This window comes from Streptomyces sp. NPDC057900 (genome assembly GCF_042887885.1).
Lineage (GTDB): Bacteria > Actinomycetota > Actinomycetes > Streptomycetales > Streptomycetaceae > Streptomyces.
Map to the genome: position 1 here is coordinate 1251132 of NZ_JBHVOI010000001.1, position 20804 is coordinate 1271935.

At 72.8% G+C, this 20804-nt stretch carries 14 protein-coding genes; 5 read left to right on the forward strand and 9 right to left on the reverse strand.

The window, feature by feature from the left end:
- Positions 1-2: 2 nt before the first annotated feature.
- The 6 genes from ACFVQ0_RS05105 to ACFVQ0_RS05130 all read right to left on the reverse strand — a co-directional run bounded on the left by ACFVQ0_RS05105 (position 3) and on the right by ACFVQ0_RS05130 (position 9975).
- Positions 3-1214, reverse strand: a complete 1212-nt coding sequence (locus ACFVQ0_RS05105; protein ID WP_390084661.1) for an AAA family ATPase — start codon at positions 1212-1214, stop codon at positions 3-5.
- Entirely contained in the window at positions 1211-6406 is a 5196-nt protein-coding gene (locus ACFVQ0_RS05110) for a hypothetical protein (RefSeq protein WP_390084663.1), read from the reverse strand. The genes ACFVQ0_RS05105 and ACFVQ0_RS05110 overlap by 4 nt, the downstream gene beginning before the upstream one ends.
- Positions 6403-7263, reverse strand: a complete 861-nt coding sequence (locus tag ACFVQ0_RS05115; protein WP_390084665.1) for a DUF4132 domain-containing protein — start codon at positions 7261-7263, stop codon at positions 6403-6405. The genes ACFVQ0_RS05110 and ACFVQ0_RS05115 overlap by 4 nt, the downstream gene beginning before the upstream one ends.
- 167 nt (positions 7264-7430) lie before the next feature.
- The gene (locus ACFVQ0_RS05120; RefSeq protein WP_390084667.1) at positions 7431-8033 is read right to left on the reverse strand and encodes a sugar O-acetyltransferase; all 603 of its coding nucleotides are present in this window, start codon (positions 8031-8033) and stop codon (positions 7431-7433) included.
- The gene (locus ACFVQ0_RS05125; protein ID WP_390084669.1) at positions 8030-9277 is read right to left on the reverse strand and encodes an RNA polymerase sigma factor; all 1248 of its coding nucleotides are present in this window, start codon (positions 9275-9277) and stop codon (positions 8030-8032) included. The genes ACFVQ0_RS05120 and ACFVQ0_RS05125 overlap by 4 nt, the downstream gene beginning before the upstream one ends.
- Complete coding sequence (locus ACFVQ0_RS05130; protein ID WP_390084671.1) at positions 9274-9975, reverse strand: YciI family protein; 702 nt, start codon at positions 9973-9975, stop codon at positions 9274-9276. Before ACFVQ0_RS05130 ends, ACFVQ0_RS05125 begins: the two co-directional genes overlap by 4 nt.
- 317 nt (positions 9976-10292) lie before the next feature.
- Between ACFVQ0_RS05130 and ACFVQ0_RS05135 the strand changes: the two genes are divergently transcribed.
- Complete coding sequence (locus tag ACFVQ0_RS05135; protein ID WP_390084673.1) at positions 10293-11210, forward strand: alpha/beta fold hydrolase; 918 nt, start codon at positions 10293-10295, stop codon at positions 11208-11210.
- Positions 11211-11241: 31 nt separating this feature from the next.
- Here the strand turns inward: ACFVQ0_RS05135 and ACFVQ0_RS05140 are convergent, their stop codons facing one another.
- Positions 11242-12075, reverse strand: coding sequence for a PIG-L family deacetylase (locus ACFVQ0_RS05140; RefSeq protein ID WP_390084675.1), 834 nt, complete (start codon positions 12073-12075; stop codon positions 11242-11244).
- 272 nt (positions 12076-12347) lie between these two features.
- Between ACFVQ0_RS05140 and ACFVQ0_RS05145 the strand changes: the two genes are divergently transcribed.
- On the forward strand, positions 12348-12617 hold the full coding sequence (locus tag ACFVQ0_RS05145; RefSeq protein ID WP_390084676.1) for a GlsB/YeaQ/YmgE family stress response membrane protein: 270 nt from the start codon (positions 12348-12350) through the stop codon (positions 12615-12617).
- A gap of 60 nt (positions 12618-12677) precedes the next feature.
- Here the strand turns inward: ACFVQ0_RS05145 and ACFVQ0_RS05150 are convergent, their stop codons facing one another.
- Positions 12678-15662 carry a hypothetical protein gene (locus ACFVQ0_RS05150; RefSeq protein WP_390084678.1) on the reverse strand — a complete coding sequence of 995 codons (2985 nt, stop codon included), beginning with the start codon at positions 15660-15662 and terminating at the stop codon, positions 12678-12680.
- Positions 15663-15794: 132 nt separating this feature from the next.
- Between ACFVQ0_RS05150 and ACFVQ0_RS05155 the strand changes: the two genes are divergently transcribed.
- Positions 15795-16274: a hypothetical protein gene (locus ACFVQ0_RS05155; RefSeq protein WP_390084680.1), complete on the forward strand. Its 480-nt coding sequence runs from the start codon at positions 15795-15797 to the stop codon at positions 16272-16274.
- A gap of 15 nt (positions 16275-16289) precedes the next feature.
- Here ACFVQ0_RS05155 and ACFVQ0_RS05160 read toward each other — a convergent pair whose 3' ends face one another.
- Positions 16290-17504 (reverse strand): beta-ketoacyl-[acyl-carrier-protein] synthase family protein, encoded by a 1215-nt coding sequence (locus tag ACFVQ0_RS05160; protein WP_390084682.1) that lies wholly within the window; start codon positions 17502-17504, stop codon positions 16290-16292.
- Positions 17505-17940: 436 nt separating this feature from the next.
- On the opposite strand from ACFVQ0_RS05160, the gene ACFVQ0_RS05165 reads away from it, so the two are divergent.
- Positions 17941-19353: a family 2B encapsulin nanocompartment shell protein gene (locus ACFVQ0_RS05165; RefSeq protein ID WP_390084684.1), complete on the forward strand. Its 1413-nt coding sequence runs from the start codon at positions 17941-17943 to the stop codon at positions 19351-19353.
- A gap of 117 nt (positions 19354-19470) precedes the next feature.
- Positions 19471-20790: a family 2 encapsulin nanocompartment cargo protein terpene cyclase gene (locus tag ACFVQ0_RS05170; RefSeq protein WP_390084686.1), complete on the forward strand. Its 1320-nt coding sequence runs from the start codon at positions 19471-19473 to the stop codon at positions 20788-20790.
- Positions 20791-20804 lie beyond the last annotated feature (14 nt).

Consider the following 20804-nt stretch of genomic DNA (forward strand, 5'->3'; position numbering starts at 1 on the left):
CGTCAGTTCTCCAGCACCGAGCGCAGGTCCCACAGGGCACGCCAGGTCGCCGCCCCCTGCTCCGCGCGCCTGCGCACCGGCCCGTCCCAGTACCCCAGCAGCCGTGCCGCGTCGGCGGGGTCGTCCTTCCTGACGACACCGAGCAGATGGCCGGGCAGGAGGGAGAGCACATCCCGGTCGCCGGGGAAGTAGGCGGCGGCCAGGCCAAGGGCGCCCGCCACGGAGACCGCCTCCGCGGTGCTCATCACCGTGGAGGGGCGCTCGACCTCCCAGCCCTCCGCGGAGCGGCCCTCGCGCAGGTCCCGGAAGGCAGTGACCAGGGCTTCGAGGACCGCGTCGTCCACCTGGAAGGCGGCGCCCACGCGTTCGACGGCCGCCCGCGACTGGCGCCGGACGAGCGCGGTCTCGGCGTCCACGTCCCCGATGGGGCCCACGGTCTCGAAGTTGAAGCGCCGCTTCAGGGCGGCGGACATCTCCGAGACGCCCTTGTCGCGCAGGTTGGCGGTGGCGATGAGGGTGAAGCCTGGGGCGGCGTGCACCTGGGCGCCCTCGCCGCCCGCGAGTTCGGGCACCGCGATCCGCCGCTCGGAGAGCAGGGACACCAGGGCGTCCTGGACCTCCGGCAGGCAGCGGGTGACCTCCTCGACGCGGGCGACGGCCCCCCGGGTCATCGCGGCGAGCACCGGGGAGGGCACCAGGGCCTGCTGGGTGGGGCCCTGGGCAAGCAGCAGTGCGTAGTTCCAGCCGTACTTGAGCTGGTCCTCCGTAGTACCCGCGGTGCCCTGCACGGTGAGTGCGCTGGTTCCGCAGACGGCCGCCGACAGCAGTTCGGAGAGCATGGACTTGGCGGTGCCGGGTTCACCCACGAGCAGGAGCCCGCGCTCTCCGGCAAGGGTGACCACGCACCGTTCGACCAGGGCGCGTTCGCCGACGAACTTCTGCTCGATCACCAGTCGGCGCGGCACCCCGGCGCCCGGCCGGGCGCCCTTCGGCAGGCTCAGTGCCTCGCCCGCGCTGCCCATCACGAAGGCGACGACGGCGCGCGGGGTGAGCAGCCAGCCGGGCGGGCGGGGCCCGGAGTCGTGGACGGCGAGGAAGGCGAGCTCGGTGGCGTACCGGTCCTCGGGCGGGGTGACCTGGCGGTGTTCCCGGCCGGGCGCCGTCGCCCGGTCCGTGGTGGTGTCCACGGTGGTGGTCGTGGTGTCGTTCGTCATCGGCGGCGGCCCTTCCGGGGTGCGCGGGTGTCCAGTTCTTCGAAGGCCGGGGCGTCGCCGCCGCGGACCCGCGCCCAGGCGGCTGCGAACAGCTCGGGCACGGGGAGGTGGGGCAGGGTCCTGGCAGAGCCGGCCACGGGGTACAGGCGTTCCTTCCAGGTCTCCAACGGCAGCCCGGGGGCGCCGCGTTCGAGCCAGCCGCAAGGGAGGAACAGGGTGCGGCCGGCCCGGGAGCGCTTCGCCTCCACGACGAGTGCGGTGGCGGCGAGTTCCGCGCGGGCCTTCTTGATCCGGGCCGGCTTCCACTCGGTCCAGCGGACGCAGTTGCGGTCCGTCGGGTCGGGCAGGGCGAGCAGCATCAGATAGAGGGCGGCGGCGTCCGCGCCCAGGCCCAGGGTGTCGGCGGCCTCGGCCACCAGGTCCGGCACCGCACGCGTCGGGTCCTGGGCCGGGTGGTGCGGGGCGCCGTCGGGGGCGCCCGCAGAGGCCAGCGCGTCGGTCTCCTCGCCCAGCAGTGCGCGCAGGGCGAGCAGATCGCCGGTGGCGTAACCGCCGACGGTGCCTTCGACGAGGCCGAACGCCGGGTCGTCGGGGCCGGTCAGTCCGGCCGGGCGGATCAGCAGCTTCTCGCTGTCGCCGTGACCGGGGGCCAGGAGCAGCGCCGTGCCGGCCCTGACCAGCCCGTCGGGCCCGGCGCCGCCGGACTCGGGGAGCCCGTGGGCGGCGCGGATCGCGGGACCGATCGAATGCCCCGACTCGGTCCAGTCCAGGCCGAGGTCCAGCACCAGGCCGGGGTCGGCCAGGCGGCGGCGTACGGCTGCCAGCCCGGTGGGCAGGTGCGCCCGCAGCGGATGCCCGTACGGCAGCGAGTAGGCGAGGGTGCGCAGGGCGGTCAGGGCGGTGGAGACCGCACCGCGTGCGCCCACCCGGCGCAGGGCCGGGCGGCCGGTGCCGTCCTCGACATCGGTGCCGTGGCTGAGCCAGGCGCGGGAGCCCGCGTTGAGGATCAGGTCGACGGCGCCCGGGGTGGTACCGGACAGGTCGAGGTCCAGTTCCTCGGGGACCCGGACGAGGGAGGCCAGGCGCTCCCGCCAGACCTCGGTGGCGGCCGGGACGTCGGGGCCCGTGGACCACAGCTCGGCCGGGTCCGCGGGCAGCAGGGACTGGAGCAGGGCGTGCCGGTCGTCGCGGGGCAGGGCGTTCAGCCTGCCCTGGGCCGCTTCAAAGGCACGCGTCTTCACCCCGAGCAGCGCGAGTGCCTCCGCGCCGGGCTCGTCGACGGCCGCGGAGAGCAGGGCGAGGGACTGGAGCGGGCCGATACCGGTGGCCGTGTGGAACGCCTCCGCCGCCTCCGGACGCCAGGGTGCCGGGCCCTGCTCCCGTACCAGGGCGATGAGCCGGGTGAGCCGGTCGCGGGCGATGCCGTGCCGGTACACGTGCTCGTGGTCCAGGGTGAAACCGGGGACGGGGCCGAAGGCGCCGGCCGGGTCGTGGTCGAGGGCGAGCCAGCGTTCCGAGTCGCTCCGGTAGTTCCGGCCCCGGTTGGCGAGGATCACGACGGTGCGGGCGCCCTTGCGCAGCACCTGGCCGAGGCGGTGCACGGCCTCTGGGCGACCCTGCCCGGATGCCCCCACGCCGAACGGCTCGACGAGCTCCACCTGCCGTACCGTGCCCGCGGGCTCGGCCAGCGGGCCCGCGGCGAGGGTCTCCAGGAACACCAGGAGCCCGCTGCGGTGCTCGGGGGAGGTGGTCGCGGACGCGGCCCGGTAGGCCAGTTCGGGCAGGTGGTCGAGGAGGGGGGCCCAGGTCAGGGAGTCGCTGGGCACGGTGTACTCGTCCCGCCGCCAGCCGTCCGCGACGGTGCGCGGCGCCTTGGACGTGACGGGCGGGCCGAACGCCGGTTCGCCGCCGAGGACATGGTTGACGGAGAGGATCTGACGGATCACGGTCCACCGCTTCCCGGCTCCCCACCAGCCGCCGCGCATCCGCTCGGAGTCCCAGGCGGAGGCGGTCTCCAGGGTCGTGTCGTCACCATGCTCGGGCTCGTGTTCGAAGAACATGCCCTGGACGCGCGCGGTGTTCCGGGACGTGGCCGGCTGCGCGGGCTCGGGCGGTTCCAGGTACCGGGCGGCGGAGGCCGCGCGGTCCACCGCGTCCCGGACGACGGCGGTGACGCCCGCGAGGAGCCGTGCGTCGGACACCTCGGGCAGCACCCGCGCCATGGCCTCCTCGCTCAGCTCCCGCGCCGAGGGCCCGGTGTACTCCTTGGCGGCCCGGAACGCCTCCAGGTGCCGGGCGACCGCGGCGGCGACCGCCTCGAACAGCTCACCAGCCCGGGAGTCGGTCAGATTCCGCAGGGCGGCGGAGCCCCGCTCGTCCCTCGGGCGCAGCGCGTGCCAGTAGGCGACGGGCGGCACATACGGGGTGCCCGCCGCGTCGTTCGCGCCGGAGGAGTCGGTGGGGACGGACCACAGGCTGCCGCCGGCTCCGTCCGCGTCCGCCGGGTGCGCCGCGACGGAGCGGTGGTACAGGGCCACCAGGGGCCGTGAGCCGCCGGGCAGGGTGAGTGCGCCGAGCGGCACCGGGGACCCGCCGTCGGGCAGTGGGTGCGGCAGGGTGACCGTGTGGCCGTCGGGGGTGCCTGCGACGATCCGGTACCCGTCGGCGGGGGCGGCCGTGCCGGGCTCGGTGGCCGTGGAGCGGACCCAGCGTCCGAGGACCTTGCCGTCCGTGCCGAACGGGGTGTTCTCCAGACCGGGCTGGAGGGGCAGCACCTGGCAGTGCTCGGCGAGCAGCCGGGTGCCGTCCCGCACCCCGGAGCGGAGGAAGGCGGGCAGGGACGCCCGGCCGTGCGTACCGGTGGCCGGGTCGTATTCCAGCCAGACCCGCTGCGTGCCCTGGTGGCCTTCCCGCCAGTGGCCGGTGCCGTCGGAGATGACGGCGCGCTGCGGCGGGAGGGAGGTGTCGCCCGCGTGCAGGGCCTTGCCTCCGGTGGCGCGGCCGCCGCCGGGCAGCGGCAGGCAGACTTCGTCCGAGGGGCCTGAGCCGCCCCAGCGGGGTATCTGCTCGCCGCCGACGGTGAACGGTTCGGCGGGGCGGTGCGACCAGTAGCCGCGCGGTTTTCCGTCCTCCCACCAGATGACCAGCAACTCGCCGTCGACGTAACGGAAGGCGAGCGACCGCCAGTGGTCGACGGTGGCGGGCAACCGCAGGGTGTGCGTCAGCAGTACGCCTTCCGGGCCGACGACGACGGCCCGTTCGAGCGTGTTCAGGATCAGCGCGGGCCAGGCGCCGGTGACCCCGACGCCCTCGGAGCGGCGGCCCCGGCGGTGCACGCCGGCGGATTCCGCGGCCAGTTCGGCGTAGGCCGTATCGAGCGCGGGCCAGCCCAGTTCGTCGAGGACGCCGGTGCGCAGGGTGGCGGCGAGCAGCGGCACGACCTCGTGGCCCTTGAGGAGCCGCACGGCCTCGGGGGCGACGTCCGCGATCACGCTGCGGAACGACGAGAGCCTGTTGAGGGCGGCTCGCAGCCCGGGGAGCCCGCGCGCGGCCGTGTACTCCTCGGCGCAGGCGGTCAGCCACTCCCGCAGGATGCCGGAGAGCACCGGGTGCGCCGCCAGCTTCGCAAGGCCGGCGTCGCTCAGCCGCTGACCGTGCCCGTCGCCGAGGGCGCCGACGGTCCGGCGCAGAAGGGCGCGGAAGGCCGGGCGTTCGGAGACGGCGGTGAGGTCCCGCGCGCCGGGCGCGGTGTCGGTGAGCCAGGAGCCGAGCGGGACGGCGGGGCCCTGTCCGTTGCCCGCGTCCCGCTCGTCCGGTTCGGCGACGGGGATACCGGAGGCCAGGCAGAGGTCGAGGAGGTCCAGATCGGCGTTCCGCTGCCAGCGGCCCTGGAAGAGCTCGACGGGGCGCCCGTCGGCGCGCAGCCGGTCCGCCATCCGGGCGGCCAGGGCGAGGGTCTGCGGGCTGCGGCCCGCGGTGGCCCGGTTGCGCCGGCGGTGTGCCTCCCAGCGGGCCAGCCAGTCGGCCGGGGAGACGGCGGAGACGGACGCGGCGGACGCTACGGAGTCGGCGGACGCGACGGGAGCGTGCCCCGCCGGCTCCGGGAAGCCGGTCAGCAGGTCCTCGGCGCCCGACTCGGCCAGCAACACCAGCCAGTCGGATTCGCCGGCCTTCTCCCGGTGGTCCTCGCTGAAGGTCTCCGGGAAGAAGCCGAGCAGCCGGGCCCGCACGGATCCGTCCTGTCGGGCGAGACCGACGACCGCGGAGCGGTAGGCGGCCCAGAAGGAGGCGGGGGCGCGGACGACTCCGGGAGCGGCGATCAGATCGGCCACCAGCTCGCGTTCGGCGGCCTCCCGGTCCAGCCCGGCGGCCTTCACCAGCGCGCGCACGTCCTGCGGCAGCGCCGCGTACGGGGGCATGCCGGCCGCGCAGCGCTCGACCAGCAGCCGGCGGAACTGCGCCCAGGCGTCCGCCGGTTCGAGCCGGGCCACCAGGTCCCGCACGTACTGACGCAGTGCCTTGACGGTCAGCGCGCCGGCGAAGGCGAACTCCAGGAAGACGGCCCGCTGCCGGTCCTCGTCCACGACCAGCCCGTGCACCCGCTCGGCCTCGCGGGCCTTGCCGAAGAAGGAGGCGGCGTAGCTGGTGTTCTCGGCCTGGAGGAAGAGGCGCGCGACCTGCTCGTAGTAGGTGGGGAGGAAGTGGGGTACGGCCCGGCCGAGCCGGGTGCCGAGTGCGTCGAAGCCCTCCTTGGCCGCCCCGGCGCGGGTCCTGGCCTGTCGGCCCAGCCGCTCGATGTCCTTGACCAGGGCCAGCGCGTGGTGCCCGTTGGCCGGGTCGTTGACCAGCGCCCAGGCGGGGAAGCCCAGCGCCTCGCGGCGCACCTGGCCGACGACGGGGGCCTCCGACGCGCGGGCCAGCCCGAGGAACTCAAGGGCCAGGTCCTCGGCTTCACCGAGAGTGCCGGGCACGAGCCGGACCACGGCGCGGTCGCCCAGGGCGCTGTGCGTGTAGGTGCGGGCGGTCAGCGCGTCGGCGTCGTCCCGCTCCGTGGTGCCGGCCGGGAGGATCGCGCCCGCGTCCAGCAGGGCCGCCGCGCGGGCCTCGGCCACGGGACCCCGGGCCTGGGCGGGGAGGGACGCCTCCGCCGCTGCCACCGTGTCCGTGTGGGTGTTCGTCGTCGTGGTGCTCATGCCGCCCGCTCCTCGTCCGCCACGTCGCGTCCGGCGTAGAGCGCCGCCGCCATGCGCATACCTTCCGACCACGCGACGGGGCCGACCTCTGCGGCCGTCAGCGCGCGCCCCGCCGGGTCTGTCCAGCCCAGCGAGCCCGTCTCGGTGCCGTACTCGTCGTATCCGTCGTGCTCACCGATCCAGATGCGCGCCTCTGTGGTGGCGCCGTCCTCGACGACCGGGCAGACCGCGTATCCGCCGCGCGACCGGTATCCGAGCTGGGTGACGCGGCCGTGCAGGAAGCGCAGTTCCTTGAACACGCCGCCCGCGTAGGTGTCCACGGACGTGGCGTCGCGGTCGAGGCCGGGCGGGCGGCGCCACACCTCGCGGAACAACTGGTCGACGTTCTGGCGCACTTCCAGCTCGACGGCGAACTCCCGCAGCTCGTCGAGGTCGTCGAGGAGGACGGGGTGGGGCACGCGGACGACGTCCGGGGTGATGCGGACCGTGTCGCCGTCCAGGTCGACGAGGCCGAGGCCGCGCTCGGGATCGACATCACGCAGGAACCCGGCGACTCCACCGTCCAGGCCGGTGACCACCACGTCCCGCAGGGCCGTCTGCCACGCCGGGTCGGGCCAGACCCGGGCGAGCACGGCGGTGGGAACGGGCAGCGAACGCACCATCCACTGCTCGACGTCGGTCAGGCACTGGTGTGCGTGCTGCTCCAGCCACTCGGTCAGCTGCCGGAGTCCGACGACCGCCGGGTCGTCCTTCAATCTGGCCGGAACGGACTTCAGCCGCCGGCCCTTCCCATTGCGGCAGACCACCGTGCCCGCCTCCAGGGCGACTTCGTAGTCGCCCGCCGGAACCCACCCCATGCGCTGTTCTCCCCATTGATCCGGACGGCCGCCGAACCGGCGGCACGCCGATGAAACCCGTCAGGGGCAACGCACCGTGACGAGTGGGAGAGACTCTAAGCGCCCCCTGTGACAACGGGCCCGGCGCCTCCGCCCGGCCGGCCGGCCGCCGGCGGGGCAGGGCGTGTCTATTGGCCGGCGAGGCGGGTGGTGAGGTCCTCGTCCGTGATCTCGCGGACCACCCGGCAGGGCGTCCCGAGGGCGACCGTCATCGGGGGGATGTCGCGGCTGACGACGCTGCCGGCGCCGATGACAGAGCCGTATCCGATGCGCACACCCGGCAGGACCACGGTGTTGCTGCCGATCCACACCTTGTCCTCGATGACGATCGGTTCGGAGAACCGCGCGAAGTCGACGCGGCGGGCGGGGTGCACCGGGTGTCCCGTCGTGGTCAGCGTCACGCCCGGCGCGATCATGACGCCGTCGCCTATCCGGATGTCCACGTCGTCGACGAACGTCAGATTCACGTTCCCGAAGAAGTCGTCCCCGAGGTGGACGTTGCTGCCGAACGCGGCGTGGAACGGCGGCAGCAGCACAGTACGTTCCCCGACCGAGCCGAGGATCTCGGCGAGCAGCGACCGGCGTCTCTCCTTCTCGCGCGGGGGTGTGTGGTTGTAGTCGAAGATCTGCTCCGTCCGGCGCTCGGAGTTCAGCGAAGCCGCTTCCGACTCGGTGTAGATGAGCCCTTCGGCGATCCGGGCGAGTACTTCGCCCTCATGCGCATGCGTCACAGCGGGACGTTCCCCTCATCCATCTGTTCCAGTACCGCGGCCTGTTTGGCGTACTCACGGGCGATCGCCTCGTTCGGGGCGATCGCCTCCGCCGTCCGGTATACCCCGGCCGCCTCGCGCGCGCGGCCGAGTCGCCGCAGCGCGTCCGCGCGGACCGCCGGCAGTGCGTGGTTCCCGGCCAGCTTCTTCGACGTGCCGAGAGCGTCCACGGCGTCCAACTGCGCCTGGGGGCCCTCGTGCATCCCGACCGCGACAGCGCGGTTGAGCTCGACCACCGGGTTCGCACGCAGGGTGAGGAGCCGGTCGTACCACGTCACGATCGCCGCCCAGTCGGTCGCGGCCGCGGTCGGGGCGAGGGCGTGCTGCGCGGCGATGGCCGCCTGGAGGGCGTAGGGCCCGCCCGCCCCGACGGCCTCGCGGGCGAGGGCCACGCCCTCCGCGACGAGTGCGTGGTCCCACCGCGTGCGGTCCTGCCGGTCCAGCGTGACCAGCCCGCCGTCGGCGTCGAGCCGGGCGGCGCGCCTCGAATGCTGGAGCAGCAGCAGCGCGAGCAGCCCTCGCGCCTCCGGCTCCTCCGGGGCCTCCGCGGCGACGAGCCGGGCGAGCCGGACGGCCTCCTCGGCGAGGCTGTCGCGCTGTGTGTTGCCGTCACTGGGTGCGTAACCCTCGGTGAACATGAGGTAGATGACGGCGAGTACGCCGTCCAGCCGTTCGGCACGTGCGCCGGGCGGCGGCACCCGGTACGGGATGCCCGCCGCCGCGATCTTGCGTTTGGCCCGCAGGATCCGTTGCGACACGGTGTCCTCGCCCACCAGGAACGCGCGGGCGATCTCCCGCGTGGTCAGGCCGCTGACCGCCCGCAGGGTCAGTGCGACCCTGGCTTCCAGGGGGAGCGCCGGGTGGCAGCAGGTGAACACCAGCCGCAGCCGCTCGTCCCCGGGCGGCCGCGGCTCGCCGGCCGCCTTGAGCGCGGCGGCCTCGGCCAGCTTGCCGCGCTCGGTCGTCCCGCGACGCAGTACGTCGAAGGCGCGGTGCCGCGCGGCGGTCACCAGCCATGCCCCCGGCTTCTGCGGGACACCTTCCCGCTCCCAGGCCGGCAGGGCGCGGGCGAACGCCTCCTGCGCGCAGTCCTCGGCCAGCTCCCAGTCGCCGGTGAGGCGCACGAGCGTGCCGAACACGACGCCCCACTCGCCCCGGTACGCCTCCGCGAGCGCCGCCCGCACCTCTGCCGGCCCGGTGGTCACGAGAAGTCGCCCCAGAACTCGCGCAGTTCGACGCTTCCGGACCGCGCCATGGGACAGCGGGCGAGGTAGCGGATCGCCTCCTCCCACTCACCGTCCACGAACACGATCCCGGACACCTGTTCCGGCCCGTCCGTGTACGCGCCGTCGGTGATCAGCAGCTCCCCCTCGCGGCGGCGTACGAGGGTGGCGTCCCGGACGGGACGCAGGTGCTCACCGGCCAGATAGCGGCCGGAGGCGAGACCGTCGCGGACCCAGTCGGCCACCTCCGCGGGTTCGGGGGTGAAGGCGGGCGCGTCCGGGTCCGTCCGCAGGATCGCGAGGAAGCGGGAGGCGGGCGCGTCGCCCTCGTGCCGGACGTTTCCGGTGCCGGATCCGAGGTCGAGCGGTTCGACCGGCCGGACCTCGACGCGGCCTGCGGTGGCCATCGGGTGCGAGGCGGCGACCTCGATCGCCTCGTCCAGGTCGGCGGCCTCCAGGAGGTCGTACCCGGCGATCCACTCGGCGGTCTCGGCGAACGGGCCGTCGGTGACCAGGACCCGGTCCCCGCGCACGCGGACCGTTCTGGTCTCCTCGGCCGGCTTGAGCGGCATTCCCTCCATACGGACGCCTCGGCCGTTCCACTTCTCGACCCATGCCCGCGGGTTCTCGTCGGTCGGCTCCCCCGTGGGGTCCGTGGCGATGAACAACACGTACTTCATGACCGTTCTCCTTCCGGACGCTTCATGAGGACGACGAACGGCCTTCGCGGAATCCGACAACGAGGCGTGGATTTTTTTCTCCGGCTCAGCTCCGCTCCCCCGCCAGGGCCTTGCCGGCCGGTCGGAGCGGGGCCGCGACGCGTTCGGCCGGGGCGTCCCGATTCACTCTATAAATCGTTGACCGAGATCTCGGCAGCCGGTGCGGCGAGGAGATCGGCACACGCTGAGCGCATGAGGTCGCTTCGGCCGGGATCGCTTCGCCGGGATCGCTTCGGCGTCAGCGATGATTTCGGCCAGTGGGCCGAGTCTGCACTGGTATGACTCGCATCAGCGTCGGCACCCCCGGCCCCCTCTCTCCCGACATCTCCGCCGCGGGGCGGCCCCACCGCCCTGGCAGCGCCCATGAGGTCGTCCTGGGCATCGAGTCGTTCGGTGCCGACGACGCGCCACTCGTCCTGCTCGTGGGCGGGACGACCATGCTCTCCTGGCCCGACGCGCTGTGCGAGCGCCTCGCCGGGGGCGGGCGCCGCGTGGTGCGCTACGACCTGCGCGACAGCGGGGAGTCGACGACGACGGACCCGCAGGCGCCCGCCTACACCCTGCGCGATCTCGCCGCCGACGCGGCGGCCCTTGCCGACGCGCTCGACGGGCGGCCCGCCCATCTCGCCGGGATCGGCGTCGGCGGGATGGTCGCCCAGGTGGCCGTGCTCGACCATCCGGCCACGTTCTCGGCGCTCACCCTGGCCGGCACCCGCCCGGTCGCCCCCGGCCCGCCCGACGAGGACCTCCCCGACCACGACCGCGCGACGATGGGCCGGCTGTTCGCGCGCCCGATGCCCGACTGGACCGACCGCGAGGCGGTGGCGGAGTTCGCCGCCGAGGGTGCGGAGATCCGGGGCGACGACCCCGTCGCCGCACGCGCGGTCGCCGGGCGCATCTGGGACCGCACACCCGGCTCCGCGCCGCCGGTCCACCTGGCCAATCAGCTGGGCATGGTGTTCTCCAGGCTCGACTGCACACCCCGCTGGCGCGAGCGCCTGCCCGGGATCACGGTCCCCGCACTCGTCGTCCACGGCCGCCGCGACCCGTTCTTCCCCGTCGGCAACGGCGAGGCGATCGCGCGCGAGATCCCCGGCGCACGGCTGCTCGTCCTCGACGGAGCGGCCACCGCGATCCCCGACGCGGCCGTCGACGAGGTCGCGGAGGCGATGCTCACGCTCGGACAGACCGGGTAGGGCGGACCGGGTAGGCGAGCGCGGGCCGGTATCAGCGCAGTCCGGCGAAGAGGTCGTTCTCGGGTACGGCCGCCCCGGTGGAGTCCTTTACGCGCACGAAGGTCTCCAGGCCCATGAACTCGCGGAACCTCTCCTTGCCCATCTTGAGGAAGAAAATGTTTTCGCCCTGGCTGGCGTGCGCGGCCAGGGCGTCGAACTTCTGATCACTGAAGGCGGTGGTGTCCACCCACGTGGTGATCTCGTCGTCGGGGAGGCCGATCTCGGCCAGCGCGGCGGCCTCCGCGGGATCCGGCTCCGGCATGTCCTCCTGGAACTCGCGCACGGTCTCCCCGAACCGCTGCATCATCGAGCGGGGCATCGTCGTCCAGTACACCTTCGGGGTCAGCGAGGTCATCTCCAGCGCCGCCATCGTGATGCGGTTGGCCTGGATGTGGTCGGGGTGGCCGTAGAAGCCGTTCTCGTCGTACGTGACGACCACATCGGGCCGGTAGTGCCGCATGAGTTCCGCGAGCCGGGCCGCGCCCTCCGCCACGGGGGTCTGCCAGAAGGATCCGGGGGCCTCGTTGCTCGGCCAGCCGATCATCCCGGAGTCCGCGTAGTCCAGCATCTCCAGGTCACTGATGTTCAGGACCTCGCAGCTCGCCTCCAGCTCCTTGCGGCGCATCGAGGCGACGGCCGCTGGATCGTGCCCGGGGGCGCCCGGCTTGACACCCCCCGGTCCGTCGCCGCAACCGCCGTCGGTACAGGTCACGAGAACCGTGCGGACGCCTTCCGCCGCGTAGCGCGCGAGGATTCCGCCGGTTCCGGTGGCCTCGTCGTCGGGGTGGGCGTGCACAGCCATGAGGGTCAACGGCCGGTCAGTCATGGAAAAGTCCTCCTGCGGAAATACTTCTTCGTATGAGTGCGCGGCGGGTGTACCGCGTCCAGGGACCGTCACCCGCGGGGCGGTCGACACCGCGGTCGCCGCGATTCCCCGCCCCTGCGGCGCCGGTCCCCCGGTGATGCAACCGCGTCGGCCGGACCGTCTGTTCCCGACGGCAGCCCATCGACCCAACTATGTGATCAACGTTTGAAAGCGCCGACACGGTAAAGACGGTTCTTGACAGCGTCTTTATATGACTAGGCAGGAGAGGCATTATGGGCATCATCGCTTGGATCATCATCGGTTTGCTCGCGGGCCTCATCGCCAAGGCCTTGCTGCCGGGCAAGGACCCGGGCGGCATCATCATCACGATGCTCATCGGTATCGCGGGCGGTCTGCTCGGCGGCTGGCTCGGCAAGGTCATCTTCGGCGTCGACTCCATCGACGGGTTCTTCGACCTCTCCACCTGGATCGCGGCCGTCGTCGGCTCGCTCATCCTCCTCGTGCTGTACCGCGTCTTCACCGGCAACCGTCGCCACGCCTGACCCCCGTACGACCGTCACCGCGCATCGGCTCCGCCCTCCACGGGCGGAGCCGTTTCGCGCTCACGGCGGCAGCGGCGCCGCCCACTCACCGGCGGGCGTGCCGTCGACGTCCCAGCCGTACCGGCGTACGCGCGTGATGGTGGCCTCGTCTCCCGGAGGGCAGGGAGGGGCCAACATGAGCGGGTCGGTCCGGGCGCCCCAGTACCTTCCGTACAGAACGAGGGCCTCCTGCTCCCGGCCCGCCGCGTACACGGATTCGGCCGCGTTCTTCAGAGCCTGGATCTCGCCCTGCCGCCAGGACTTCTCGTACCAGGTCAGTGCCTCACCGAAGCCGCGCGCGGCGGTCAGGGTGTCGGCGAACCATTGTTGGGCCTGTGCGTTCCCTGCCTCCAGCGCGCGGGCGTAGTAGTGCGCCGCCCGGTCGTGACCGGCGCCCTCCAGGGCGCGGGCGGTCTCCATCAGCGATGCCGGGTCGATCGAGGCGGCCTCGTCGAACCAGGTCAGGGCGGACTCGGGACGGCCGGCGGCGAGCAGCCATGCCGCGCCCGCGTGGAGGGACGACACCCTGCCCTTCGCGGGCAGGGCGGCGCAGACCTCCCGGGCCTCGCTCACCCGGCCCGCGCGGATCAGCCGGCTCACGACGAACAGGACCGGCATCTCGCATGCCGGCCAGGGAAACGCGCTCAGCCGTGCCACGGCTTCGTTCAGACGGTCGTCCGGCAGCAGCTGCGCGTACAGCGAAACCTCCTCTCTGTCCGCCGGCACCACTTCCAGTACGCCCAGCGCCTCCTCCTCCCGGTCCGACGCGGCCAGCGTCGACGCCCAGGCGGACCGGGCCTCGGTCAGACCCGACGCCACGGCTGCCCGGAAGAAGGCGTTGGCTTCCGGCCAGTCCTCGTCCGGCACAGGAGCGTAGGACTCGAAGAGGTGGCGGGTGCGGCCGACGGCGACGGCACGCGCCAGCAACTCCCGGGCCTCGCGCCAGCGACGGACGTAGACGGCGTCCACACAGGCCAGTTGGTAGGCATCGAGGTTTCCGTCCCGCGCGGCGTTCTCGTAGTAGCGCAGAGCCTCGTCCCACTGACCCGCTTCGACGAGTCGCCAGGCGAGATCCAGCGCCGCTGTGCCGTCCGGGAACCGGTCGATGATCACGTCGTACCACTTATGCGCCCGCCCGCTGTCGCCGCACTCGTAGAGGTGCCCGGCGGCATCCACCAGCGGCTCCGGGTCCGCCGCGGCGTCCACCGCCCTGGCGAACCACAAATCGCCCGCGGGGTCCGTCTCCCACCGCCGGGAAGCGATCCACGCCAGCGCGGCCGCGTCCGAGGCCTCGGCGGCGGCATCGGTCCAGGCATCGGCCTCGGGGATACGTCCCTGACGCCGCAGGAACTCGGCCGCCTGCCACCACGCGTCCCGGTTTCCGGCCCGCAGCGCGTCGCGGCAGAGATCGTGGGCCAGCCGGTACAGCCCGCGGCGTTGCGCGGTCCGTGCCAGTTCCAGCAGACCCGTGGCATCCATGTGCTCGGCCAGTGTCCGCCACAGCGCGGGAGGGACCGGCTCGACGGTCCGCTGTTCCTGCCCGTACTGGTCCAGGACGTCACTCAACCGGTAGTGGGGGACCTCCGGTCGGGCGTCCGGGGGCGGCGGCGTGGGGGTGAGGGGCCCGGCGGCGCCGAGGCACTCCTCGGTGGCGTACGACAGGGCCTCGCGCAGCCAGTCGGGGCGGCGCAGCAGCCGCTCGCGCTGGGAGGGGCTGAGGTAGACCGGCACCGCGGCTTCGAGCAGTGCGAGCGGGATCCTCTGATCGTGTCCGAGCCGACGGATGTCCATGGCTGCGAGCAGCAGCGCCCGCGCGTTCTCCGGAGCGGCTTCCCACCGCGCCAGGACCACGGGTGTTCCGGCCAGCCACTGGGCGACCTCCCCGTCGGCGGCCTGTTCCGAGGCGGCGGCGAGCCTCGCATCGGTGTTCGCCGCACGTCGCAGCGCCCGCATGTCGTCGTCGGTGAAGCGGGGCGGCACGGGGATCGGATCCCGCAGCAGTGACTGGAAGCACCGGGCCCTCGGGTCGGTTCCCGCGGTCAGCTCGTGCCACGTCCGCGTCCACATCGTCCCCAGCACGAGTACGGGCGCCCGCCGCGCGCTGTGGACGAGGTCGTCGATCCGGTCGGCGAGCTGACCGCCGTCGGCACCGCCGGTGGCGGGCAGGCACGTGTAGCGGGTCTCGTCCAGCCAGATCACGGTCTGCGGCGCCACCCGGTGGAGCCCCGCGAGGGCTTCCTCCGCGCTGTGCGGTGCCCACAGCCGCCAGTCGCCACGACGCCGCAGCGCGCCGAGCGCCTCCCAACAGGCGCGGCTCTTGCCGTAGGAGGAATCACCGGTCAGCCAGAGCAGTTTGCTCTCCCCCGCCGTGACCGCCGCGTCGACTCCGGCCGCCAGCCGTTCGTCGTGCGCGCGTCCTACGTAGGGCGGCAACGGGGGCGACCCCGCCGAACGCCCCCTGGGCGCCGCGATGCTGCGGTGAACTCCCAGCGCGAAGGGGTCGGTTGCCTCGGTGAGCCGGTCCCCCACCGGCTCGTGCGGCGTGTGGGACGCCTGACCGGCAGGCGGGTTCCGCGACGACACGGGTTCCGTGGGTACGTCGACGGGTGCCGGGACCGGAGGGCGGGAACCGGCCGCCCGCTCACCCGGCCGCCCGGTCGGCCGCTCGGTGCGTGCCCGGCGTCGCCGGCTGAGCCACCGGTCGACCGAGAGAAGTCCCGGCGCCAGACGGTTCGCAGAGGTCAGTCCCTGGGCCCGTCGGGCCTGGACCGCCGTATGGACCAGGGCGATGACGACGCGTTCGTTGGGAACGTTCCTGCCGGAGCACCAGTCGCTGAGGCGCTGCTCCGAGAAGCTCGGGGCGCGCTTCGGGGGATCCGGCAGATGCCGTTCGATCAGGGCGGCCCGGCGCACGAACTCCGCCCTGCTCAGCCCGGAGGCGTCGATCAGCTCGACGACGCGCGCGGCGAACTCCCGACGATCTGACTGCGGTTCGTGGTCGGTCAACCCCACCTCCGGATATCTCCGGTCCGGATCCGCTCCGGACAGGTCGACCGTAACCGCTCCCGCCTGCGGTTCTTCCCGGTACGCCGAAACCGGACTCGGCCGGGACACGGCCCGCGCCCCACCATCGCCACCATGACGAACACACCCAGCGGCGAGGCCGCCACAGAATCCCGGCGGCGCCCGCTCGCCCGCCCCTCCCGGCCGACGCGAACCCACGCTCGTACGGCGCGCTCGGCTCGTGCGGCCCATGCGATCCGTGCGGCCCGTGCGGTCATCGCTGCCGCCGTCCTGCTCCTGCTGCTCCTGCTGGTGCTGCTGGTCCTGTCGGGCTCCGCGTCGGCGCAGGCCATCGCGGAACCCAGCACCACCCCGGCCCCCGTATCCGCTCCGGTCCAGACGCCCTCGCGGACCGACCCCGCGCCCGCGACTCCCGTACCGGTCACGGTGGTTCAGCCGCCGGGCATCAGCGGATACCTGCCGGCCGAATACGTGCCGGTGCTGTTCATCGCCACGCTGATCGCCTGCCTCGCCTCCCGGCCCGGCGGCAAGGAGGCGGTCAGGGCACTCGTCGCCATGTGGCGCGGCGGAGGGGGCGCGCCTCCGCCGGAATAGCCACGGGCCTCGGCGTCACCTGGTGAAGACGAGGCTGACGTTGTGTCCGCCGAACCCGAACGAGTTGGCCAGCGCGGCGGACCACTGCCCGGTGCGCCGCTCGCCGCGCACCACGTCCAGTTCGACGCGCGGGTCGAGTTCGTCGAGATTGCGCGTGGCCGGGACCGTGCCGTCCCTGAGCGCGAGCACAGCGGCCATGGCGCCGACCGTTCCGGACGCGCCGATCATGTGGCCGGTCATCGACTTCGTCGCCGTCACCGCGGCGTGGCCGCCGATCACCAGGCTGATCGCCTCGGCCTCCGCCAGGTCGCCGGACTCGGTCGAGGTGGCGTGGGCGTGCACGATTCCGATGTCCGCCGGGGCCAGGCCCGCGTCGTGCAGCGCCAGCTCCATGGCGCGGGCCTGGCCGTCCGCGTCGGACGCCGTGATGTGGTTCGCGCTCGAACTCACGGCGCTGCCGGCCAGCGTGCCGTAGGCGCGTGCTCCACGGGCGCGGGCGAACCCGGCGCGTTCGAGCACCATCATCCCCGCGCCCTCACCCATGACGAACCCGGACCGCTTGACGTCGAAGGGGCGGGACACGGTCTCCGGGTCCGCGGAGCGCGTCGACAGGGCCTTCATCTGGGCGAATGCCGCGATGGTGAAGGGGTGCAGGCATGCCTCCACGCCACCCGCGACCACCACGTCGGCCCGGCCGCTGCGGATCAGGTCCTGCCCGAGGGCCAGGGCCTCGGCCCCGGACGCGCAGGCGCTCACCGGAGTCCTGGCACCCCCCTTCGCGCCCAGGTCCATACTCACCCAGGCGGCCGGCCCGTTGGGCATCAGCATGGGGACCGCGAACGGCGACAACCGGCGGATACCGGCGCGTTCGAAGATGTCGTCCTGCCCCAGTGTGCTTAGTACACCACCGGTCCCGGTACCGATGACGACTGCGAACCTTTCCGGCTCGACCTGCGGAGCCCCGGCGTCCCGCCAGGCCTCGCGCGCGCCGAGGACGGCGATCTGCTCGCCCCGGTCCAGCTTCCTGGCCTCGGTCCTCGGCAGCAGGGAGGCAGGGTCCACCGTGAGCCCGGCCGCCACGTGCACCGGCAGGTCAGCCGCCCACTCCTCCGTCAGGAAACGCACCCCGGACGTACCGGCGAGCAGCCCCGACCAGGTCGACGGCGCGTCGGCTCCCATTGGCGTCATCGCACCGACGCCCGTCACCAGCACACAACTGTCATGGGTCACACGAGCCTCCTGGAACTGTCTGAATACTACAGATCAACGATCTGCCCTCACGGCGATCATTCCAGCGTCCAGCAGGGAAATCAGGGCAGGAGCCGACCGATTCAGAAGCGGGAGATTGTACGTTCTCGACAAGTCCCCCCGGTCTGACCAAGAGGCCGACGACGGCTCCGCGGAGTGAGCCCCGGCCGCCACCCCGCAGCTCGCGTGCACCCGCGCCGAAACATGGCCAGATCCCGCCGGGACCAGGACAAACATCGCGCGGACGCGATCATCGCATCGAGTTAATATCAGCGGATTTCCTTGGTCCGGGCGGCGGAGCGGCCATTACTGTTCCCCTGGATCTGGACGGATTCACCTTCGTATCCCACGTTTCCGTCCAGTTGTTCGGTCTGTTCGCATATGACCTCGACTGCCCTGACCAAGGAGAGCCTCCCCGATGACTGTTGACTCGAACTCGGAAGCACGGCTGGAACTGCCCAAACAGTCCAGTCTCGGGACAGCGGCTGCCCGCAACCTCGCCACCACGACCAAGTCCGCCCCGCAGATGCAGGAGATCACCTCCCGCTGGCTGCTGCGGATGCTGCCCTGGGTGGAGACCAAGGGCGGTGCCTACCGGGTGAACCGCCGGCTCGCCTACACCGTCGGGGACGGCAAGGTGGAGTTCGTCCAGGACGGCGCCGAGGTCCGGGTGATCCCCCAGGAACTGGGTGAACTGGCCCTGCTGCGCGGCTTCGACGACGTCGACGCCCTTACCGCCATCGCCGGCCGGTGTGTCCAGCGTGACTTCCAGGCAGGCGAGACGCTGGTCGAGCGGGGAGCGGCGGCGGACCGGATCCACCTCATCGCGCACGGCCGCATCGGGCAGACCTCCGTGGGCAGTTACGGCGACGAGGTCGCCCTTGACGTCCTCGCGGACGGCGACCGGTTCGGGGACAACGCGCTGCTGGACGAGGACGCCCGGTGGGAGCAGACCGCCGTCGCCGAGACCTCGGGCACCCTGCTCACCCTGTCCCGGGCCGACTTCATGTCCGTGGTCGCCTCTACCCCCGGCCTCCGCGACCACATCGAACGGTTCAGCTCGCGCGCCCGCCAGGCGCAGAACCACCGCGGTGAGGCCGAGATCGCGATGTCGGCCGGCCACACCGGCGAGCACGCGCTGCCCGGCGCCTTCGCGGACTACGAGCTGAATCCGCGCGAGTACGAACTCTCGGTCGCCCAGACCATCCTGCGGATCCACACCAGGGTCGCGGACCTCTACAACGGGCCGATGAACCAGACCGAGGAACAGCTCAGGCTCACCATCGAGGCGCTGCGCGAGCGCCAGGAGCACGAGCTGATCAACAACCGGGAGTTCGGGCTGCTCCACAACGCCGACTTCAAGCAGCGCATCCAGCCGCACTCCGGCGCACCGACCCCGGACGACCTGGACGAACTGCTCTGCCGCCGCCGCGGTTCCAAGTTCTTCCTCGCGCACCCCCGGACGATCGCGGCGATCGGGCGGGAGTTCAACGCGCGCGGACTCTACCCGGACCACGTCGACCTCGGCGGCCAGCAGGTACCGGCCTGGCGCGGGGTGCCGATCCTCCCCTGCAACAAGATCCCCGTCACGCAGGAGCGGACCAGCTCGATCCTCGTCATGCGTACCGGCGAGGAGAACCAGGGCGTGATCGGTCTGCACCAGACGGGCCTGCCGGACGAGTACGAGCCGGGTCTCTCGGTCCGCTTCATGGGGCTCGACGAGAAGGCGATCACGTCCTACCTCGTCACCACCTACTACTCCGCGGCCATCCTCGTGCCGGACGCGGTCGGCGTGCTGGAGAACGTGCAGATCGCCAACTGGCCCAAGTAGCCGGCCGGCCCGCGTCGCGCGGTGCGAGGCACCGGATCCGGCGGGCCGACCGCGCCCGCCCGATGCCCCGCGCCCGCAAAGCCTCCGGACAACCGCCCACCCACCAAGGAGTCATGGATGCCAGCACCCGAGCTGCCACCTCCGCAGCCGAGCCTGCCGGAGGCCGCTTCCCGCTTCGGGGCTCACGTACTCACCGAGGCCGCGTCCCGCGCCCGCGACATCGGCGCCGCCACCGGGGGCCTGCCCCGCCCGCCGGCGCTTTCCCTGACGACCGCGCCCGCCGAACCCGCCGCGCCCACCCCGGCCGCGCCGGGTGCCGGGTCCGTGCGGGTGCTCGGAGGGCCCACCGGCCTGGGCACCGCGAGCCTGCGCATGCTGCTGCGGGACGCGGCGACCCCCGTGCCCCCGGCAGCCGCCGCGGAGACCTGTACGGAGGCAGGTACCCAGGCCGACGCCCAGGGCAAGGTGATCCCGGGGCTCTACTACCACCCGATTCCGGAGCCCGATCCGGTGCGGGTCGAAGAGGTCAGCCGGCGGATCAAGGCCTGGGCCCTGGACGAGGTCTCGCTGTATCCAGACGACTGGGAGGAGGAGTTCGACGGCTTCTCCGTCGGCCGCTACATGGTCGGCTGTCATCCGGACGCGCCGACCATCGACCATCTGATGCTCGCCACCCGCCTGATGGTGGCCGAGAACGCGGTGGACGACTGCTACTGCGAGGACCACGGCGGATCGCCCGACGGCCTGGGCGAGCGGCTGCTGCTGGCGCACACCGCTCTGGACTCCCTGCACACCACCGCGGAGTACCGGCCGCAATGGGCGGAGTCGCTCCACGCGGACGCGCCCCGGCGCGCCTACCGCTCCGCCATGGAGTACTTCGTCCGCGCCGCCGGCCCCTCCCAGGCGGACCGGCTCCGCCACGACATGGCCCGGCTGCACATGGGCTACCTCGCCGAAGCGGCCTGGGCGCAGATGGACCACGTCCCGCAGGTGTGGGAGTACCTGGCGATGCGCCAGTTCAACAACTTCCGCCCCTGCCCCACCATCACCGACACCGTCGGGGGTTACGAACTCCCCGCGGACCTGCACGCCCAGCCGGCCATGCAGGAGGTCATCGCCCTGGCGGGAAACGCGACGACCATCGTGAACGACCTGTACTCGTACACCAAGGAGCTCAACGCGCCGGGCCGGCACCTGAACCTGCCCGTCGTGATCTCCGAACGTGAGGGGATCTCCGACCGCGACGCGTATCTGAAGTCGGTCGAGATCCACAACGAGCTCATGCACGACTTCGAGACCGCCGCGGCGTCCCTGGCCGCGGAAACCCCCGTGCCGAGTGTGCAGCGCTTCCTGCGCGGCGTGGCCGCCTGGGTCGACGGCAACCACCACTGGCATCAGTCGAACACCTACCGCTACAGCTTGCCCGACTTCTGGTAAGAGAATGGATTCAT

Bases quoted from the DNA above. Each gene is read 5' to 3' on its own strand.
- ACFVQ0_RS05135 (WP_390084673.1), top strand. From the start codon at position 10,293: ATGACTCGCATCAGCGTCGGCACCCCCGGCCCCCTCTCTCCCGACATC.
- ACFVQ0_RS05165 (WP_390084684.1), top strand. From the start codon at position 17,941: ATGACTGTTGACTCGAACTCGGAAGCACGGCTGGAACTGCCCAAACAG.
- ACFVQ0_RS05170 (WP_390084686.1), top strand. From the start codon at position 19,471: ATGCCAGCACCCGAGCTGCCACCTCCGCAGCCGAGCCTGCCGGAGGCC.
- ACFVQ0_RS05140 (WP_390084675.1), bottom strand. From the start codon at position 12,075: ATGACTGACCGGCCGTTGACCCTCATGGCTGTGCACGCCCACCCCGAC.
- ACFVQ0_RS05130 (WP_390084671.1), bottom strand. From the start codon at position 9,975: ATGAAGTACGTGTTGTTCATCGCCACGGACCCCACGGGGGAGCCGACC.
- ACFVQ0_RS05115 (WP_390084665.1), bottom strand. From the start codon at position 7,263: ATGGGGTGGGTTCCGGCGGGCGACTACGAAGTCGCCCTGGAGGCGGGC.
- ACFVQ0_RS05110 (WP_390084663.1), bottom strand. From the start codon at position 6,406: ATGAGCACCACGACGACGAACACCCACACGGACACGGTGGCAGCGGCG.
- ACFVQ0_RS05145 (WP_390084676.1), top strand. From the start codon at position 12,348: ATGGGCATCATCGCTTGGATCATCATCGGTTTGCTCGCGGGCCTCATC.
- ACFVQ0_RS05105 (WP_390084661.1), bottom strand. From the start codon at position 1,214: ATGACGAACGACACCACGACCACCACCGTGGACACCACCACGGACCGG.
- ACFVQ0_RS05155 (WP_390084680.1), top strand. From the start codon at position 15,795: ATGACGAACACACCCAGCGGCGAGGCCGCCACAGAATCCCGGCGGCGC.